Below are 17261 nucleotides of genomic sequence, written 5' to 3'. Positions count from 1 at the left end.
AATCACCCAAGGAAACAACCCGCATGTTCAAGAACATGAAGATCGGTACGCGGCTGGGTCTGGGCTTTGCCCTGATGCTCGCGCTGCTCGCCACCCTGGTGCTGGTCTCGCTGGACCGGCTCAGCGCGCTGCACGCCGACCTCGACGAGATGGCCACCAGCCTCTACCCGAAGACGGTGCTGGCCAACGGCGTCATCGATGCGGTGAACGGCATCGCCCAGGCCATGGCGACCACCCTGGTGGTGACCACCGACCAGGAGCGCGCCCGCCAGCGTACGGCGATCGAAACCCAGCGGGCGTCGATCCTGGAGAAGATCCAGGTGCTCGACGAGATGGTCGTCCTGCCGCGCGGCCGCGAACTCCTGGCCGGAGTGAAGGCGGCCCGCCAGGCCTATGTCGACTCGCAGCTGACCTTCCTCGACCTGGTCGACGGGGGGCGCGCGGAGGAAGCCCGCGACTACTACCTGCAACAGGTCAGCGGACTGCAGGTGGAGTACGTCACCAGCGTCCAGTCTCTGGTGACGTTCCAGAACGAACTGATGGACACCGCCAGCGCCGAGGCCCAGGCGGCCTACGAGTCGGCCTGGACGATGCTGCTGACCATCGCCGGCGGCGCCATCGTCCTCGCGATCCTGGTCTCGCTGCTGGTGACCCGGAGCATCACCCGGCCGATGGGCGTGGCCGTCGAGGCCGCGGGGAGGCTGGCGAAGGGCGACCTCACCGTCCAGGTCCAGAGCGACCGCGGCGACGAGACCGGTCGCCTGCTGGCCGCGATGGCGGCCCTGATCGGCCGCCTGGGGCAGATCATCGGCGAGGTCCGGGCCGCGTCCGACAACCTGTCCAGCGCGTCCGAGCAGGTATCGGCCACGGCGCAGACGCTGTCGCAGGGCGCCAGCGAGCAGGCGGCCAGCGTGGAGGAGACGTCGGCCTCGGTCGAACAGATGAACGCCTCGATCGCGCAGAACACCGAGAATGCCCGTGTCACGGACGGCACCGCCAGCCAGGCGGCGAAGGAGGCCGCGGATGGCGGCGAAGCCGTGCGGCGCACGGTCGCTGCCATGAAGAGCATCGCCGGCAAGATCGGAATCATCGACGACATCGCCTATCAGACCAATCTGCTCGCGCTGAACGCGGCGATCGAGGCGGCTCGCGCCGGCGAACACGGCAAGGGGTTCGCCGTGGTCGCGGCCGAGGTCCGCAAGCTCGCCGAGCGCAGCCAGGTCGCCGCGCAGGAAATCGGCGAGCTCGCGACCGACTCGGTGGAAATGGCCGAAGGCGCGGGGCGACTGCTGGAAGCGATGGTGCCGTCGATCCGTCGGACATCGGACCTCGTGCAGGAGATCGCCGCGGCGTCCAGCGAGCAGTCCGGCGGCGTCGGCCAGATCAACGCGGCAATGAGCCAGCTGAGCCTTGCCACGCAGCAGAACGCGTCCGCATCGGAAGAACTTGCGGCCACCGCGGAGGAGATGAGCAGCCAGGCCGAACAGCTGCAGACCCTGATGGGCTTCTTCCGCCTGGACCAGCACCAGCATCAGGCGACCGTGGCGCAAGGAGGAGGCGATCGTCGGCGCCTCCGTCCCGGCGCCGAACCGTCCCGGCCGGCGACCGCCGCGGCCGGCGAATTCGTCAGCTTCTGAGCGCGACGATCATGACGGCACTGGTGAAGCATCGAACGGCCGACTTCGAGCAGCCGGAACGGGGGGCCAGCCAATACCTGACCTTCCTGCTGGACGGCGAGGCGTTCGCCGTGGACATCCTCAACATCCGCGAGATCATCGAGTTCGGGAACCTGACCACGGTCCCGCTGATGCCTGAGTTCATCCGCGGGGTGATCAACCTCCGCGGCGCGGTGGTTCCGGTGGTGGACCTTGCCAACCGGCTCGGCCGCCCGGTGGGCGCGGTGACCCGGCGCACCTGCATCGTGATCCTCGACGTGCATGCCGACACCCCCGGCTCGGGCCATGTGGTGCACACGCTGGGCATGGTCGTGGACGTGGTCAACGAAGTGCTCGACATCAACCACGCCGACATCGAGCCGGCGCCGGCGTTCGGGACCCACATCCGCAGCGATTTCATTTCCGGAATGGGCAAGGTGGACAGCGGCTTCGTCATCATCCTGGACGCGAACCGCGTCCTGTCGGTGGACGAGATGACCCGGCTCGATCTCAGCGTCGCCGCCGGCCGATGAACCTGCCGTCGCCGGTGCAGACGTCGCCGCGCATGCCGTCGATGGCCGCGCCGGACTTCATGGCGGGCCAGGTCGTGCTCAGCGACGCCGCCTTCGAGCAGATCCGCGCATGGCTGCTGCGGACGTCCGGCATCAGCCTGGCCGGAGGCAAGAAGGCCATGGTTGCCGGCCGGCTGGCCAAGCGCCTCAAGCAGCTGGGCCTGTCCAGCTACGAGGACTACCACCGCATGGTGCTGTCGCAGCCCGGCGAAGCGCAGCGGGCGCTGGACCTGCTGACCACCAACGAGACCCACTTTTTCCGGGAGAAGCCGCACTTCGACTTCCTCCGCGAGCGGATCCTGCCCGCCAGCACCCGTCCGCTGCGGGTCTGGAGCGCGGCCGCGTCCAGCGGTCAGGAGGCCTACAGCCTGGCGATGGTGCTGGCGCGGCACGCGCGTCACGACGGCTGGGAGGTGTTCGGCACGGACATCAGCGCCGACGTGATCGAGCGCGCGCAGCGGGGCCAGTACGACATCCGGCAGGCCGGCCAGATCCCGCCCGAGGACCTGCGCGCGTACTGCCTGCGCGGCATCGGCAGCCAGGACGGCACGTTCATGGTCTCGCCGGAGCTGCGGCGGCGGGTGCGGTTCGCAAGGATGAACCTGGCCACGGAGCTGCCGGATGTCGGCATGTTCGACCTGATCCTGCTGCGCAACGTCCTGATCTACTTCCCGCCGGAGGTCAAGCGCCAGGTGGTCGGGCGCCTGGTCGCACAGCTTCGCCCGGGCGGCTGGCTGATGGTGGGCCATTCCGAAAGCCTGTCCGACCTGGGCCTGCTGACTGCGCTGGCCCCCTCGGTGTACGTCAAGCCGTGATCGCCGCAGGCGCCGTCACCGAGGTCTACCTGCAGCCCGGGGGGCTGTGGTTCGGTGATGGCGACGTCCGCCTGCGGACCCTGCTCGGCTCCTGCGTGGCGATCACGCTGTGGCATCCACGGCAGCGTTGCGGAGGCATGTGCCACTTCATGCTGCCGGGCCGTTCCGCCGCGCCGCTCGCCGCGCCCGATGGCCGCTACGCGGCGGAGGCCATGGACTGGCTCGTGCAGCGCGTCGCGGCCACCGGCCTGCGCCTCGTGGAGTTCCAGGCCAAGCTCTTCGGCGGGGGGCGGATGTACCCCGATGGCGGGGGCCGGCTGCCATCGGGCTCGATGTTCGCCGTGCACGAACGGAACGTGGATGCCGCCAGGGCGCTGCTGTCCGGACACCGGCTGGTGGCCGTCGCCGAACACCTCGGCGGAAGGGGGGCATCGCGAACTCCGCTTCGAACTCGCCACCGGGGAGGCCTGGCTGCGGCACACCGCGCCCCGGCCACAGCTCCAGATGGCTGGAGGGATCAGCGCATGAAGCCGATCCGGGTGATGGTTGTGGACGATTCCGCGGTCATGCGCCAGGTGCTGTCCGAGGTGCTGGCGCGCGAGCGCGACATCGAGGTCGTCGCCACCGCCTCCGATCCGCTGTTCGCGCGGGAGAAGATGGCGCGGGACTGGCCGGACGTGCTCGTGCTGGACATCGAGATGCCGCGCATGGACGGTCTCACCTTCCTGCGCAAGCTGATGGCCGAGCGGCCGACGCCGGTGGTGATCTGCTCCACGCTCACCGATCGCGGCGCGGACGCGACCATGCAGGCGCTGGCCGCCGGTGCGGTCGAGGTCGTGCTCAAGCCGACGATCGGGCTCCGCGAGTTCCTGTCGCAGGACAGCGGAATCCCCGACGCGGTGCGCGCCGCCGCGCGCGCGGGCGCGGGCATGTCGCACACAGGCCCGGCCGTCCGGCCGAGCGCGCGCATGGCGCCGACGGCGGGACATGCACCGGTGCCCGCCGCCGCGTCCGCACCGCTTGCGCCGGTGTCGCACCCGGTGCAGGTCATCGCGATAGGTGCCTCCACCGGCGGCACCCAGGCGCTGGAAGCCGTGCTGACCGGACTTCCGGTGGGCTGCGCGGGCATTGTGGTCGTCCAGCACATGCCCCAGCGATTCACCGCCGCCTTCGCGGGTCGGCTCAATGCGCTGAGCCGGATCGAGGTGCGCGAGGCCCGCCATGGCGATGCGGTCCGCCCCGGCCTGGCCCTGGTCGCACCGGGCGGACGGCAGATGGAGCTGGTACGCAGCGGCGGCGGCTACGCGGTGAGCGTGACCGACGGTCCCCCGGTCAACCGTCATCGCCCCTCGGTGGACGTGCTGTTCGAGTCGACCGCTCGCGCCGCTGGCCGCCACGCGCTGGGAGTGATCATGACCGGGATGGGCAACGACGGTGCGCGCGGCCTGCTGAGGATGCGTGAGACCGGGGCGGTCACGCTGGCCCAGGACGAGGCAAGCTGCGTGGTCTACGGAATGCCGCGGGAGGCCGTGAAGCTGGGCGCCGTGCAGCACAGTCTGGGTCTGTCGGCGATCGCCAGGGAGCTCGGACGCCATGCCGCAGGCTGAAGGCGGACAAAGCCCGGCCGGCAGCGGCCGGCTGCTGCTCGCCAGCGCTCTGTTCGCGAGCCTGTTCGCCGTCCTGCTGCTGCTCTGGTCCACGACGACCCTTCCGCAGCGACCGGTGCTGCTGGTGGGCCTGCTGATGACGTCCTGCTACGCCCTGTTCACGCTGAGCACGCTGCGGCTGCGAAGGTCGGTCCAGCGCTTCAGTGCCGCGCTGCGCGATTCCGAAAGCCGCAATCATCGCTACCGCAGCATCATCTTCAATGCGCCGGATGCGATCCTCATGGTCGACGCCGACGGCCTGATCTGCGCCTGCAACGGCAAGGCGGAGCAGCTGTTCGGATACACCCGGACCGAGATGGTCGGCAGGCCGGTGGAGATGCTGCTCCCCGAGCGCATCCACGCACGACATCGCAGGCATCGTGCCGGGTTCGATCCCGGTGTCCACAGCCTCCCGATGACGGGCCGGCGCAACGTCGTCGGCATGCACCGCGATGGGACCGAGATGGCGCTGGACATCGCGCTCAGCGTCGAGACGGAAGCGGGCTCCGCACGCTTCATCGCCTTCGTGCGCGACATGCGCGAGCGCGAGCGGCTGGAGCAGGCACTGCTGCAACAGGCGCTCCACGATGCGCTGACGGATCTGCCCAACCGCACGCACTTCATGGAGCAGCTCGCCGACGCGATCCGGAGCGCCGGCGACGGCGGCGTCGCGGTGATCCTGCTCGATCTCGACAACTTCAAGACCATCAACGAAAGCTGGGGCCACTCGCAGGGCGACCAACTGCTCATCCAGATCGCGAGGACGATCGCACTGAAGATGCCGGAGCAGTCCTTCCTGGCACGGATCGGCGGCGACGAATTCGCGATCCTGCTGCGCGGACTGTCCGCGCCCGCGCACGCCGTGGAGATGGCCAACCAGGTCCTGGAGGCGTTCCAGGCACCGTTCCTGCTCGACCGCCAGAGCGTCCCGAGCAGCGCCAGCGCCGGTGTGGCCGTGTTTCCCGAAGACGGCGACGACCACCATGTCCTGCTGCGACGCGCCGACCTCGCGCTGTTCGCCGCCAAGTCCGAGGGCCGCGGCTGCATCCGCAGATTCCGGCCCTCGCTCGAGACGGACGTGACCCAGCAGCTCGAACTGCAGGTGCTGCTGCACGAGGCGCTGGCGAAGGGGCAGTTCGACCTGCACTACCAGCCGCAGCTGTCTCTTGCGAGCCGGACGGTCTGTGGATTCGAAGCCCTGTTGCGCTGGCGGCACCCGACCCGCGGGAACATCGCGCCGGGGGAGTTCATCCACGTCGCCGAGGCCAGCGGGCTCATCGTGCCCATCGGTCACTGGGTGCTCGATGCTGCCTGCCGGCAGATCGCGAAGCTGCTCGCTGCCGGCACGCCCATGCCGATCGCGGTCAATCTGTCCGCGCACCAGGTCCGGCAGGACGACCTGGTCGATCGCGTCGCCGACGCGCTGCGGCGCCACGCGGTGCCTGCGAGCCTGCTTGAGCTCGAACTCACCGAAAGCGCCGTGGTCCGTGATTACCGGCAGGTGGCGATGACGTTGCGTCGCCTGCGTCGCCTGGGTGTCCAGCTGGCGATCGACGACTTCGGAACCGGCTATTCCTCGTTCGCCTATCTCAAGGATTTTCCGCTGCACAAGCTCAAGATCGACCGCTCGTTCATCGCCGACCTGGAAAAACGCAATGGCCTGCCGGTGGTCCAGGGGCTGGTGAGCCTCGCGCACAGCATGGGTCTGACCGTCCTCGCCGAAGGCGTGGAAACGGAACGGCAGCAGGCCCTGCTGGAAGCCTGCGGCTGCGACGAACTGCAGGGATGGGTGTTCAGCGCGGAACTGCCGGAGGAAGAGCTCGCGGACTTCCTCCGGCGGCAGGCGCCGAAGTGATGCGTGGAATGAAGGCGGCCGCGAGGCGGCTGAAGGGACACGAGCCGCCCTGTCCGCAGGGCGTCGGTGGCTGTCCGGGCGGCACGCGGCTGGCCCGCTGCGACGCCGCGAGGGCCTCACGGCCCGGACGCTGCAATGCCGATGTCGTGCGCCACTTCCTCGTCTTCTCCCGGGTCGTGGGCCTGTTGCTGATCGGGGTCGCGCTGTCCGTCCTGCTGGGGTGGTCACGCGGCCTGGTCATGCTGGCGGCGGTGGTTCCGGGCCAGGTCACGATGAAGCCCAGTGCCGCGATCGGATTCCTGATCGCGGGCGGTGCCTTGTTGCTCGCCCACCACGGAGGTCGGGCCGCACGCGCGGGCAGCACCGTGTGTTCGGTCTCCCTGCTGCTGCTGGGCGCGGCCGTGCTGGTCCAGTACCTGTGGGGAGCGGATCTGGGGATCGACCACCTGTTCCCGGATCCGGATGCAGGACGGCTCGGACGGCCGCCGGGGCGGATGGCCGAGCTGGCGGCCGTCGGATTCATGCTGCTTGGCGGTATCGGCCTGCTCATGGCAGTCGACCGCTGGCTGTGGCTGCGCGATTTCCTGGCGCTCGGAGTGATCGCGATCGCCATGGTCGGCCTGGCCTCCTACGGCGTCACCCTGGCAGGCCAGCGGGGTGAACTGTTCAGCCATCTTCCGATCCTCACCGCGGTGCTGCTCCTGCTGGGCGCGCTGGGCTGGATGTCGGCCACGCCGACCGTCGGGCTGACCCGCGTGGCGACCGCCGACAGCCTCGGCGGCGTGCTGGCCCGCAGGCTGCTGCTGCCTTCGCTGCTGCTGCCGGCCGCCTTCTCCTTCGCATTCAAGGCCCTGCAGCTGCGGTCTGGAGTGTCGGACGCGTTCGCGCTCGCACTGGCGGCCCTGTTCACCGGCGGAACCGTGGCCTGCCTGATCTGGTGGGTGGCTGCGCTCCTCGACCGCATCGAGCGACACCGGGACGAATTCAAGGTCCTGAGGGACCACGCGACCACCGACACCCTCACGGGCCTGATCAACCGTCGCGGGTTCGACGCCGCCATCAGCGAGCTGCTGCGCCGCAAGAAGCATTTCGGGATGCCGTTCTCCCTGCTGCTGGTCGATCTCGACAGCTTCAAGAACTACAACGACCGCTTCGGACACCTCGCCGGCGACGAGGTGCTGCAGCGCACCGGCCGCATCCTGCGGGACGTCATGCGTCCGCTGGACGTTGCCGCCCGTTACGGCGGCGAGGAATTCGCGGTGCTCCTTCCGGAGGCCGGCATCACCGCGGCGGCGGCGGTCGCGACGCGGATCGCCGAGAAGTTCCACGGCGACGGCTGGCCGAACGGCCCGGTCACCGCCAGCATCGGCGTGGCCGAGGCCATGTCGGGAGAAACCGCGAGCGAGCTCATCGCCCGCGCCGATGGAGCTCTCTACGAGGGCAAGCGGACGGGACGGGACAGGATCGTGCTGGCGGAGGCGATGCGGAAGAGCGCGGCGTAGGATGGTGGCTACGGGTGATCCGGGGGGGGCGTGATGGGATGGCAATGGATTCTGGTCGGCGCGCTTGCCGGTCTAACAGGGGGTTGTTCGGCCCAGGCAGCCGAGCGCGTCAATCCGGAGCACATGCAGCGTGCCCCGCTGGTTGCCGGGCCCGGGGCACTTGACCCACGCATTATCGGCAAGTGGGAGGTCTGGATCCCGGGTGCAGTGCAATACCTGGCAGATGGCCGCGCGGTGTATCAGCAGTATCAGCCGGGTGCCGCAATGAACCAGTTGGAGATCGCCCGGGACGGCAGTTATCGCTGGGGTGGGCAGCGCGGACGCCTTGAAGAAGTGCGTCCATGGCACCACCAGCCTGGCCGGCGCTACTACCGCGTGCGGCGCGCCAATGGCGATGAATTCGAGTTCTATCATGCAGACGACGGGGATCGGCTGATTGTTCTGTTCGGAGGCGTGGGTGGCCACGCCGCTACCGGTACACGACTGGCCGGCGGCGGCCTGCAAGCCGCTCCCGGGGCCACCCGTACGTTCCGTGCGGGCGAGCGCGTCGAGGTTGATTGGAGCGGACGCTGGTACCCCGCTCAGGTGCGCAAGGTGGACGGCGGCCGGTATCTCATCGGTTACGACGGTTATGACAGCAGTTGGGACGAGTGGGTTCCGCCTGCCCGGATTCGCCCGCGGGCATCGGAAACGAAGGGCCCTGGCACCACAGGGCAACCGTCGGTCTCCACGGGGGCTGACCCTCTCGGGATGGATTGGGCTGGCAGTTCATCCATGGGCGGTAACGGGAACGCGACTTCGGCTTCTGACGCAAATCCTTTGGGGGTCCAGTGGCAAGGAGATACGCGTGCGCCCCCACCTCCAACGGGCAGGGGCGATAACCCGCTCGGCATGGAATGGGTGACGAACGGATCGCCGCCATCTGTGGTCCAGCCCCGGCCACAGAGCCCGCTCGAGCCTGCGGGCCCGGCGCCAATACTGTCACCGGGCGTCGTGCAAGGGCCGCCGGTCCCCACCCCGACCACACCGCCGCCCACCAACCAACCGCCGGTGCCGCCCGATCCGAGCCCGGCTGCGCCTCTGCCCGGTGGAGCGACACCGCTCCTGGTTGACCGGTGGCTTTACCAGGCCGTTGCTTTCCAAAGCAGCGACGGCCGGCTGGACAGCGAGCACCGAGATGTCCGTGGAGCGCTGACGTTCAAGCCCGACGGCAGTTACGAGCAGGATCTGACCATCGGCGGAATCCTCAACGCCATCAAAGGCCGCTATCGCGTTGTTGGTGACCGTGTCATCACGGAATACAGCTGGCGCGGACAGACGGCATCGGACGAAATGGTTATCCAGCTCAGTGCCGATCGCCGACTTCTGACACTCGTCCGGCACGGATCTCCTGCCGTCTGGTACACGCTACGGCGGGCCGAGTAACGCACTCAAGCCGCCTTGCCGGAAGGCCGCGGCGTGCGCCTGTCACAGGAAAGCCCGCATCGATGGCGGGCTTTTGTCGGCTAACACATTGTCCTTACAGGAAAATCTGGTGGCTATGGGTGGAATCGAACCACCGACCTCGGGATTATGAGTCTCGCGCTCTAACCGTCTGAGCTACATAGCCATGAGACTCGCGCGCGGTGCGCAGCGAGCCCGCAATTGTCCACTTGCGGGGCCCCGCCGTCAAATCCCCGTCCCCGGCTTGTCGCTCCCGGCTGGCCGTGGCAGAGTCGCCAGCAGTGACGCCGGATGCGTCGAAAGACTGCAGGAGTCCGCATCGTGATCGATCCGGACGGCTATCGCCCCAACGTGGGCATCGTGCTGATGCACCCCGACGGCCGCGTGTTCTGGGCGCGGCGGGTGCGCCGCGACGGCTGGCAGTTCCCGCAGGGCGGGATGAACTCCGACGAGACGCCGGTCGAGGCCATGTACCGCGAGCTGCGCGAGGAGACCGGGCTGCTGCCCGGGCACGTGGACGTGCTCGGCGTGACACCGGGCTGGCTGCGCTACCGGCTGCCGTCGCGGGCCATCCGCCGCAACGACCGTCTGGTCTGCATCGGGCAGAAGCAGGTCTGGTTCCTGCTGCGTTTCACCGGCACCGACCGGGACCTGCGCCTGGACCTCTCCGAGAAGCCCGAGTTCGACCATTGGCGCTGGGTGGATTTCTGGTACCCGCTGGAGCATGTGGTCAACTTCAAGCGCGGGGTCTACACCCGGGCGCTCCAGCACCTTGCGCCCTTCGCTCGGCAGGTGGCGGGCGCGACTGCGGTGCCCACCATCAGTCTGGAATCCCAGAGGAGTCGGGGACGGGGCGGCGGAGCGAGGACGGGTGGCGGTTGCGCCGCGCCAGGCCGCGGGCCGGCGGCGCCGCGCAGGTTCCCGGTCGACTGATCTCTCGCTGCCACGCGGCGCCGCGCAGGATCCTGCGGAGCGGGTCCAGTTGCAGTCGATCCTCATTCAGCATTGACAATCATTCTCATGTGGGCGGACAATCCTCCTGTTCCCGGATCTGCGAGCGAGCCGTGTACGTCTGTATCTGCAACGGGGTGACCGACCACCAGATCCGCGAGGCGGCGGCTGCCGGCTGCGGCAGCATGGCGGAACTCACGATGCGCACCGGCTGCGGTGCCAGCTGCGGCAGCTGCGTGGACACCGCCGCGCGCCTGCTGGACGAAACGGCCGCGCGCCGGGTCTTCCAGGTGCTGCCGCTGGCCGATGCCGCCTGAGCCACCGGCTGCGAGGCGCGCGTCGCGCGCGCCGGGATGATCACGATTCCCGTTCCGCCACCCGCCCGGCGGTTGGCGCTACAGTCCCGTGCATCTTCCCACTACGCCGGAGGCCTGCCATGAAGGGCGACCCCAAGGTCATCGAGTACCTCAACAAGGCTCTGTACAACGAGCTCACCGCGATCAACCAGTATTTCCTGCATTCCAAGATGCTGAAGAACTGGGGCCTCGAGGAACTCGCGAAGCACGAGTACGAGGAGTCGATCGACGAGATGAAGCACGCCGACCGGCTGGCCGACCGCATCCTGTTCCTCGAGGGGCTGCCGAACTTCCAGGCGCTGGGCAAGTTGCGCGTGGGCGAGAGCCCGCGTGAGGTCCTGGAGTGCGACCTGGCGCTGGAAATGGACGGTCTGCCGCTGCTGCGCGAGGCGATCGCGTACTGCGAATCGGTCAAGGACTACACCAGCGGTCACCTGTTCCGGGACATCCTCGATTCCGAGGAAGAGCACGTCGACTGGATCGAGACCCAGCTCGACCTGATCACCCGCGTGGGCGAGCAGAACTACCTGCAGTCGAAGATGGACGGCTGAGTTCCATCCCCTCCCAACCGTAGGAGCAGCTATAGCTGCGACCTGGGATCGCGGTCGCAGCTATAGCTGCTCCTGCAGCGGGAACCCGGGCAACCCGGGAAACCCTAGGCCTGCGCCGGGCTGGCGGCCTTCAGCGCCGCGCGCGCGCGCGAATTCGTTGGCCACCAGGGCCACCGCCACGGCGGGGCGCTCGAGCAGGCGCTCGCGCGCGCCCAGTTCCACGCGTTTGGCCGCGGTCGACAGCGACATCGCACCCAGGTTCGCGCTCGACGACTTCAGCGAGTGCGCGGCATCGCGCAGGGCGTCGTAGTCCGGACCGATGGCGGCCTGCTCCAGGGCGGCGATCAGCCGCGGCGAGTCGTCCAGGAAGACGTCGATGAGATGGTCGAGGTCGCCGCCGAGCACGGCGCGCAGTTCCTCCAGGACCTCATGGTCGAGCACCGGCGGCAGCTTGGGAGGCGGGGCCGCGGGCGTCGGCGCGGCCGATGGCGCGACCGCATCCGCGTCGGCGTCCGGGCTTTCCGCGACCGGAGGGGCATCCCCGGCCTGGACGGTTCCGACCCCGTCGCCGGCATTCGCGTCGGCACGACCGGGTGGAAGCATGTCCCCGGTCTCGGGATCCACCCGGTAGGACTCGCGCTGCGCCGCGGCCGCCGCGGCCTCGGCGTTCCACCAGCGTGCCAGCGTGCGTTCCAGCTCGCTGCGCGTCACCGGCTTGGCCAGGTAGTCGTCCATGCCCGAGTCCAGGCATTTCTGGCGGTCGCCGGCCATGGCGTTCGCGGTCATGGCGATGATCGGCACGTGGCGGCCGTCGCCGGCGTCCTGCTCCATCTCGCGCCAGCGGCGTGTGGCGCTGTAGCCGTCCATGACCGGCATCTGGCAGTCCATCAGCACGATGTCGTAGCGGGAAGCCTCCATGCGCAGCAGCGCGGCCTCGCCGTTGCTGGCGGTGTCGCAGGTGATGCCGAGCACCGACAGCAGGCGCTGGCCCACCATCAGGTTCACGGGGTTGTCCTCGACCAGCAGCACGCGCGCGGTGCGCATCGGGGCCGGGGCCGGCGGAGCGGGTCGGGTGGCGTTGGCCATGGCGGAAGGTTCCCTGACGTTGTCCGGTGCCTGCGTGGCGGAGCCGCCCAGCAGGGCGGCGCGGAGGTCGGCGTCGGGGGACTGCCGGCTGAGGAGGGTGACGCTGTGTCGCAGTTCGTCGGGGACCGGGTCGTCCCCGTAGAGGCAGACCAGCTTGAGGTCGCCATAGACGGCCTGGCGGCCGAGGTTGCGGTGCAGGGCCACCGCGGTGCTGCGCATGCCGGCGAGGTCCGCCAGCACCAGGGTATAGGCCCAGGGCGTGCCCTGGTTGGCAGCCACGCGCAGGCGGTCGAGGGCCTCCTGCGTGGTCTCGACGGCGCTCACGCGCAGGCCCCAGTTCGGCAGCAGCATCGACAGCCGCAGGCGCAGGCGCGGATCGGCGCTGAGCAGCAGCAGGCGGCCGCGCGCCGTGCTGTCGCCGGTCGCCGACGGCATGTCGCCGGTCGCCTTGAGCAGCGGGATCTCGAACCAGAAGGTGGCGCCCTGGCCTGGCACGGATTCGACGCCGATGCGTCCCCCCATCAGGTCGACGATGCGCTTCGAGATGGCCAGGCCCAGTCCGGTGCCGCCATAGAGGCGGGTGGTGGAGGCGTCGGCCTGGGTGAAGGCGGTGAACAGCCGCGCCTGCGAGCCGGTCGGGATGCCGATCCCGGTGTCGGCCACTTCGAAGCGCAGCTGGTGCTGTGCCGCGGTCTCGCCGATGCGGCGCACCGACAGCGAGACCGAGCCGCGCTCGGTGAACTTGACCGCGTTCGAGACCAGGTTGCCGAGCACCTGGCGCAGGCGCACCGGATCGCCGCGCACCGCAAGGCGGACCGCGGGGTCGATGTCCAGGCGCATGCGCAGGCCCTTGCCCTGCGCCGGGCGCTCCATCAGCTGCACCACGCCGTCGAGCAGCTCGCGCAGGTTGAAGCCGGTGGTCTCGAGGTCGAGCTTGTCGGCCTCGAGCTTGGAGTAGTCGAGGATGTCGTCGACGATCCGCAGCATCTGCTGCGAGGAGGTGTAGGCCGTACGCACCAGCTCGGCGTGGTCGGCTGCCAGGCGGGCGTGCATCAGCAGATCGAGCATCGGCACGATGCCGTTGAGCGGAGTGCGGATCTCGTGGCTCATCGTGGCCAGGAACTCGCCCTTGGCCATCACCGCCGACTCGGCCGCCTGCTTGGCCTGGCGCAGCTGCTGCTCGAGCTGGGTGTGCTGCGCGATCTGCGCCTGCATCTGTTCCATGGCGACTTCATCGCGCCGCGCGCGCTCGTCGGCCTCGTCCATCTCATGGTCGCGCCGGCGCACGCTGATGTGGATCGCGGCCACCGCGAACAGCGCCAGCAGCACCAGCACCAGGGCCGCATGCTGCCAGGGGCCCGCGAGCCCCAGCAGGTCGAGCATCAGGGTCGCCGCGGCGCCGGCGGCCGCCCCCAGTGCCAGCCAGCGCAGCATCATCGCCGAAGGACGGGCGCGGGTGATCATCTCAGAGCACCGAATGGTGGAAATCGAAGTCCAGGCCGCCCGCCGCCTGCTGCACCAGGTTGCCCTGGATGAAGTCGACGCCGCTCATCCACAGCGTGGCGGCGGCCTGGGGGTCCTCCACCTGCGGGCCGATGACGAGCAGGCCGAGGCGGTGCGCGCGCTCGATCGCGTCGCGCATCCCGTCGCGCACGGCCTGGTTGTCGAGCTTCTGCGAATAGCACGGGGCGAGCCGCACGTAGGCCAGCGGCAGCTGCGCGAGCAGGGCGTCGGCCTCTTGGCCCGACTGGTATTGCCCCAGGCACAGCTGCACGCCGGCCGGCACCATGGCATCGCAGAACTCGCGTAGCGCCAGGGTGTGGATCAGTGCTTCTTCCTGGCGTACGTCGATCACGATCCGCCCGCTCTCGATGCCGTAGGCGGCGAGGATCCCCAGGACATGTTCGGCGTGGCCTTCGCGGGCCAGGCTGCGCGCCGACTGCGATACGAACAGGCGCACCGGCTGTCCCGCGGCGGCGCGCTCGTGGAGCACGGTCACCGCCAGTTCGAGCGCGCGCTCGTCGATGTCGTGCATGAGGTCGGCCGCTTCGGCGGCAGGCAGGAAGCTGGCCGCCGCCTGCAGGCTGCCATCCACGTCGCGCATGCGCAGCAGGGTCTGGAACTGGGCCTCGTCGCCACCGCTCACGGCCACCACCGGCTGGAACGCGAGTTCGATGCGGCCTTCCGCCAGCGCCTGGCGCACCGATCCGGCCATGGCCTGGTCGTGGTCACGCTGGCGCGGAGGCTGGTACCCGGCGACCGCGATCGGCTGGGTGCGCGCTTCGCGAAGCGCGCGCTCGGCCGCGCCCAGCGCGCTGCTGGCGTCGCCGTAACCGTGGGACAGCGCGGTGTAGCCGACGTAGGCGCGCAGGCGCACATCCTCGCCGTTGACGCTGAAGCCTTCGCGGCCCAGGGCGTCGCGCAGCATGCGCGCACTATCGGGCAGCTGGTCGGGCCCGAGCCCGGTGGCGTGGACCAGGTAGATGTTGTCGCCCAAGCGCGATACGGCATGGCCGGAAGCGGCTTCGCGGACGCGGGTCGCGGCATCGGTCAGCAGTTGCTCGAGCCCGGCGTAACCGTAACGGTCGCGGAGCGCGCCGACGCCGGCGATCTCGACCAGGTAGAGCGCGCCGCTGGGGTCGCCGGGGATCATCGAATTCAGGCGTTGCAGCATGTGCGAGCGGGTGAACAGGCCGGTGGCGGGATGCCGCGTGCCGCCGCTGCGTTCGTGTCGGAGCAGGCGGGCGCGACGCACGCGGCTCTGCACCGCGGCGATCAGATGCCGCGGCCGCACCGGCTTGGTGAGGAAGTCGTCCGCGCCGACCTCGAGCACCTCGAACTGGCGTTCGGGGTCGGGGTCGCCGGTGAGGAACACGATCGGCACGTGTCCGTGCGTGGCGTGCCCGCGGATCAGGTGGGTGAGTTCGACGCCGTCCATGCCCGGCATGTGCAGGTCCATGAGGACCAGGTCGGGGCCGAAGGTCTCCAGCGCCGCCATCACCTCGGCGGCCACCGAGACGACCGCCGCCTGCATGCCGGCGCCGCCGAGCACGCTTTCGGCGAACAGCGCCTGGCTGAGGTCGTCTTCCACCACCAGCACCCGGTAGGGCGCGTCCGTGGTGCCGTCGGCGGCGACCGGGGGCGTGACCGGCGGCGGGGCCGGCTCCATCGGCGGATCATCGACGCGCACCGGCTCGGGCGCGGCGGCGTCGGCGCACCAGCGGCGCCAGTAGTGCGCGGGCGGGAACTCGGCGCGCACCGGCGCCGCCGGGCGCGACGCTTCCGTGCCGGTACCTGCTGCGATCCTTCTGCCGGCTGCTACGCTCACCGCGGGGTCCTCCGTAAGGTGTGGAGGACCGGCGCGCAGGCGCCTCCCCCGAACGGGGAAGCCTACAACGATTGGGCGGACCGGACGTGGGACCGCGGTCGCGTTCAGCTTCGGCCGGAGACCGGGGCCGGCCGGCGCCTGAAGAGTCTGCGCCACACCCACCACAGGGCCAGGGCCAGGAGCAGGCTCAGTGCGAGCGCGATTCCGAGCGCGAGGAGCGGATTGGCCAGCGCCAGAGCCAGCAGGCCGATGGCGGCCACGTCCTCGGTGGCGGAAGCGCCCCAGTTGCTCAGCGGCTCCGGGGACGCGTTGATCAGCACCCGGCTGCCGGCCTTCAGTGCGTGGCTGCCCAGCGCCACGCCGGCGCCGGTGGCGAGCATGCCGGCGGACAGTTCGCCGTCGGGCGAGAGCGCCGCCGCGGCCAGGAAAGCGCCGGCGGGGACCCGGGCCAGGGTCTGCAGCAGATCCCAGCCGGAATCGACGCCGGGGATCTTGTCGGCGAAGAACTCCACCAGCGCCAGCGCGCCGGACACGCCCAGCACCCAGGGAGACATCGTGACCTCCAGCGCGGCCGGGAGCTCCAGCCAGCCCAGGGCTCCGGCGATGCCGACGCCGAACACGGTGAGATAGACGCGGATGCCGGCCAGCCAGGCGAGCAGGATGCCGGCGGCGAACAGGTGGGCTTCGGACATGGCCGCGCTCCAGGGCGAACTGCATCCGGGCGGAGTATAGGCACGGCCGCGTTCACCCGGCGCCTGCGCCGCGCCCGTGCGGCGGCGTTACCATGCGCGGATGCCGGACTCCCCGCCGCCCGAACATCCGCACCCGCGCGCGCACATGATCCTGATGGGCGTGCTCGCGGCCTGCCTGCTGTTCGGACTCTGGGGGATCTGGACGGTGGCCAGCGGCGGCGGTGGCGACGATGCTGCGGCGCTGCGGGACGAGGTCGATGGCTTGCGCCAGGAGATCGCCACGCTCGCGCGCTCCGACCAGGTCAGCCGCGAAGCCAACAGCGATCTGCAGATCACGCTGGCCGAGCGCGACGAGGAGATCTCCGCGCTGCGCGCCGACGTGGCCTTCTACGAACGCCTGGTCGGCAGCACCAGCCAGCGGCGCGGTCTGGCCGTGCACGGGCTGCGCCTGCAGTCGCAGGGCGAGGGCGCCTGGCACTTCACCGCCACCCTCACCCAGACCCTGAACCGGGCGGCGGTGAGCAGCGGCAGCCTGAGCATCGCGGTCGAGGGCTCGCGCAACGACAGTCTCGAGCGTCTGACGTGGGCCGAGCTGCGGCAGACGGAGGACGCGCCGGGCGTGGAGTATTCGTTCAAGTACTTCCAGCAGGTCGAAGGCGACCTGCTCCTGCCCCCGGGCTTCAAGCCGCTGCGCGTCATCGTGCGCCTGGCGCCGCCGCGCGGCGCCGCGGTTGAGGAGTCGTTCACCTGGGCGGAAGCCACGGCGGCGACGCCCCGTTCCGCGCCGGACGCTTGAAGCCCGCGTCCGC

At 69.9% G+C, this 17261-nt stretch carries 13 protein-coding genes, 1 tRNA gene and 2 pseudogenes; 12 read left to right on the top strand and 4 right to left on the bottom strand.

All coding sequences use genetic code 11. The annotated features are described in order from the left end of the window. Positions 1–23: 23 nt before the first annotated feature. The 8 genes and pseudogenes from FPZ22_RS05570 to FPZ22_RS13770 all read left to right on the top strand — a co-directional run bounded on the left by FPZ22_RS05570 (position 24) and on the right by FPZ22_RS13770 (position 9470). The gene (locus FPZ22_RS05570; RefSeq protein ID WP_144891168.1) at positions 24–1637 is read left to right on the top strand and encodes a methyl-accepting chemotaxis protein; all 1614 of its coding nucleotides are present in this window, start codon (positions 24–26) and stop codon (positions 1635–1637) included. Between the two features lie 11 nt (positions 1638–1648). After that, positions 1649–2188 carry a chemotaxis protein CheW gene (locus tag FPZ22_RS05565; RefSeq protein ID WP_144891166.1) on the top strand — a complete coding sequence of 180 codons (540 nt, stop codon included), beginning with the start codon at positions 1649–1651 and terminating at the stop codon, positions 2186–2188. Continuing rightward, positions 2185–3042 carry a CheR family methyltransferase gene (locus FPZ22_RS05560; RefSeq protein WP_210412709.1) on the top strand — a complete coding sequence of 286 codons (858 nt, stop codon included), beginning with the start codon at positions 2185–2187 and terminating at the stop codon, positions 3040–3042. Before FPZ22_RS05565 ends, FPZ22_RS05560 begins: the two co-directional genes overlap by 4 nt. Positions 3043–3179: 137 nt before the next feature. Continuing rightward, positions 3180–3458, top strand: a pseudogene (locus tag FPZ22_RS13995) (chemotaxis protein CheD); the annotation flags it as partial. 108 nt (positions 3459–3566) lie between these two features. Beyond that, entirely contained in the window at positions 3567–4649 is a 1083-nt protein-coding gene (locus tag FPZ22_RS05555) for a protein-glutamate methylesterase/protein-glutamine glutaminase (RefSeq protein ID WP_246121005.1), read from the top strand. Beyond that, complete coding sequence (locus FPZ22_RS05550) at positions 4636–6543, top strand: putative bifunctional diguanylate cyclase/phosphodiesterase (protein ID WP_144891162.1); 1908 nt, start codon at positions 4636–4638, stop codon at positions 6541–6543. Before FPZ22_RS05555 ends, FPZ22_RS05550 begins: the two co-directional genes overlap by 14 nt. A 146-nt stretch (positions 6544–6689) precedes the next feature. Continuing rightward, on the top strand, positions 6690–8045 hold the full coding sequence (locus FPZ22_RS05545) for a GGDEF domain-containing protein (protein ID WP_246120941.1): 1356 nt from the start codon (positions 6690–6692) through the stop codon (positions 8043–8045). Positions 8046–8078: 33 nt separating this feature from the next. Then, positions 8079–9470 (top strand): MBT domain-containing protein, encoded by a 1392-nt coding sequence (locus FPZ22_RS13770; protein WP_210412708.1) that lies wholly within the window; start codon positions 8079–8081, stop codon positions 9468–9470. Between the two features lie 107 nt (positions 9471–9577). On the opposite strand, the gene FPZ22_RS05535 is transcribed toward FPZ22_RS13770, so the two are convergent. After that, positions 9578–9654, bottom strand: a tRNA-Met gene (locus FPZ22_RS05535). Positions 9655–9809: 155 nt separating this feature from the next. Here FPZ22_RS05535 and FPZ22_RS05530 point away from each other — a divergent pair. From FPZ22_RS05530 to bfr, 3 genes are all read left to right on the top strand, one after another. Further along, positions 9810–10421, top strand: a complete 612-nt coding sequence (locus tag FPZ22_RS05530; RefSeq protein WP_144891160.1) for an RNA pyrophosphohydrolase — start codon at positions 9810–9812, stop codon at positions 10419–10421. Positions 10422–10552: 131 nt separating this feature from the next. Further along, the gene (locus FPZ22_RS05525; RefSeq protein WP_144891158.1) at positions 10553–10756 is read left to right on the top strand and encodes a (2Fe-2S)-binding protein; all 204 of its coding nucleotides are present in this window, start codon (positions 10553–10555) and stop codon (positions 10754–10756) included. 119 nt (positions 10757–10875) lie between these two features. Further along, positions 10876–11346, top strand: a complete 471-nt coding sequence (bfr, locus tag FPZ22_RS05520) for a bacterioferritin (protein ID WP_144891156.1) — start codon at positions 10876–10878, stop codon at positions 11344–11346. A 60-nt stretch (positions 11347–11406) separates the two neighbouring features. Here bfr and FPZ22_RS05515 read toward each other — a convergent pair whose 3' ends face one another. From FPZ22_RS05515 to FPZ22_RS05505, 3 genes and pseudogenes are all read right to left on the bottom strand, one after another. Continuing rightward, positions 11407–13896, bottom strand: a complete 2490-nt coding sequence (locus FPZ22_RS05515) for a hybrid sensor histidine kinase/response regulator (protein WP_246120940.1) — start codon at positions 13894–13896, stop codon at positions 11407–11409. 1 nt (position 13897) lies between these two features. Continuing rightward, positions 13898–15760: an EAL domain-containing protein gene (locus FPZ22_RS05510; RefSeq protein ID WP_246120939.1), complete on the bottom strand. Its 1863-nt coding sequence runs from the start codon at positions 15758–15760 to the stop codon at positions 13898–13900. Positions 15761–15835: 75 nt separating this feature from the next. Then, positions 15836–16452, bottom strand: a pseudogene (locus tag FPZ22_RS05505) (DUF4126 domain-containing protein); the annotation flags it as partial. Between the two features lie 100 nt (positions 16453–16552). Between FPZ22_RS05505 and FPZ22_RS05500 the strand changes: the two are divergent. Further along, positions 16553–17248 (top strand): DUF6776 family protein, encoded by a 696-nt coding sequence (locus FPZ22_RS05500; protein ID WP_144891152.1) that lies wholly within the window; start codon positions 16553–16555, stop codon positions 17246–17248. Positions 17249–17261: the final 13 nt, after the last annotated feature.

It is taken from the genome of Luteimonas granuli (assembly GCF_007795095.1).
GTDB classification, from domain to species: domain Bacteria; phylum Pseudomonadota; class Gammaproteobacteria; order Xanthomonadales; family Xanthomonadaceae; genus Luteimonas; species Luteimonas granuli.
Note: the sequence above shows the minus strand (reverse complement) of the source record. Positions and strands in the feature narration are given on the sequence as shown.

Coding starts and splice junctions, on each gene's coding strand:
- FPZ22_RS13770 (WP_210412708.1), top strand. CDS start 8,079: ATGGGATGGCAATGGATTCTGGTCGGCGCGCTTGCCGGTCTAACAGGG.
- FPZ22_RS05550 (WP_144891162.1), top strand. CDS start 4,636: ATGCCGCAGGCTGAAGGCGGACAAAGCCCGGCCGGCAGCGGCCGGCTG.
- FPZ22_RS05515 (WP_246120940.1), bottom strand. CDS start 13,896: ATGATCACCCGCGCCCGTCCTTCGGCGATGATGCTGCGCTGGCTGGCA.
- FPZ22_RS05560 (WP_210412709.1), top strand. CDS start 2,185: ATGAACCTGCCGTCGCCGGTGCAGACGTCGCCGCGCATGCCGTCGATG.
- FPZ22_RS05570 (WP_144891168.1), top strand. CDS start 24: ATGTTCAAGAACATGAAGATCGGTACGCGGCTGGGTCTGGGCTTTGCC.
- bfr (WP_144891156.1), top strand. CDS start 10,876: ATGAAGGGCGACCCCAAGGTCATCGAGTACCTCAACAAGGCTCTGTAC.
- FPZ22_RS05555 (WP_246121005.1), top strand. CDS start 3,567: ATGAAGCCGATCCGGGTGATGGTTGTGGACGATTCCGCGGTCATGCGC.
- FPZ22_RS05500 (WP_144891152.1), top strand. CDS start 16,553: ATGCCGGACTCCCCGCCGCCCGAACATCCGCACCCGCGCGCGCACATG.
- FPZ22_RS05565 (WP_144891166.1), top strand. CDS start 1,649: ATGACGGCACTGGTGAAGCATCGAACGGCCGACTTCGAGCAGCCGGAA.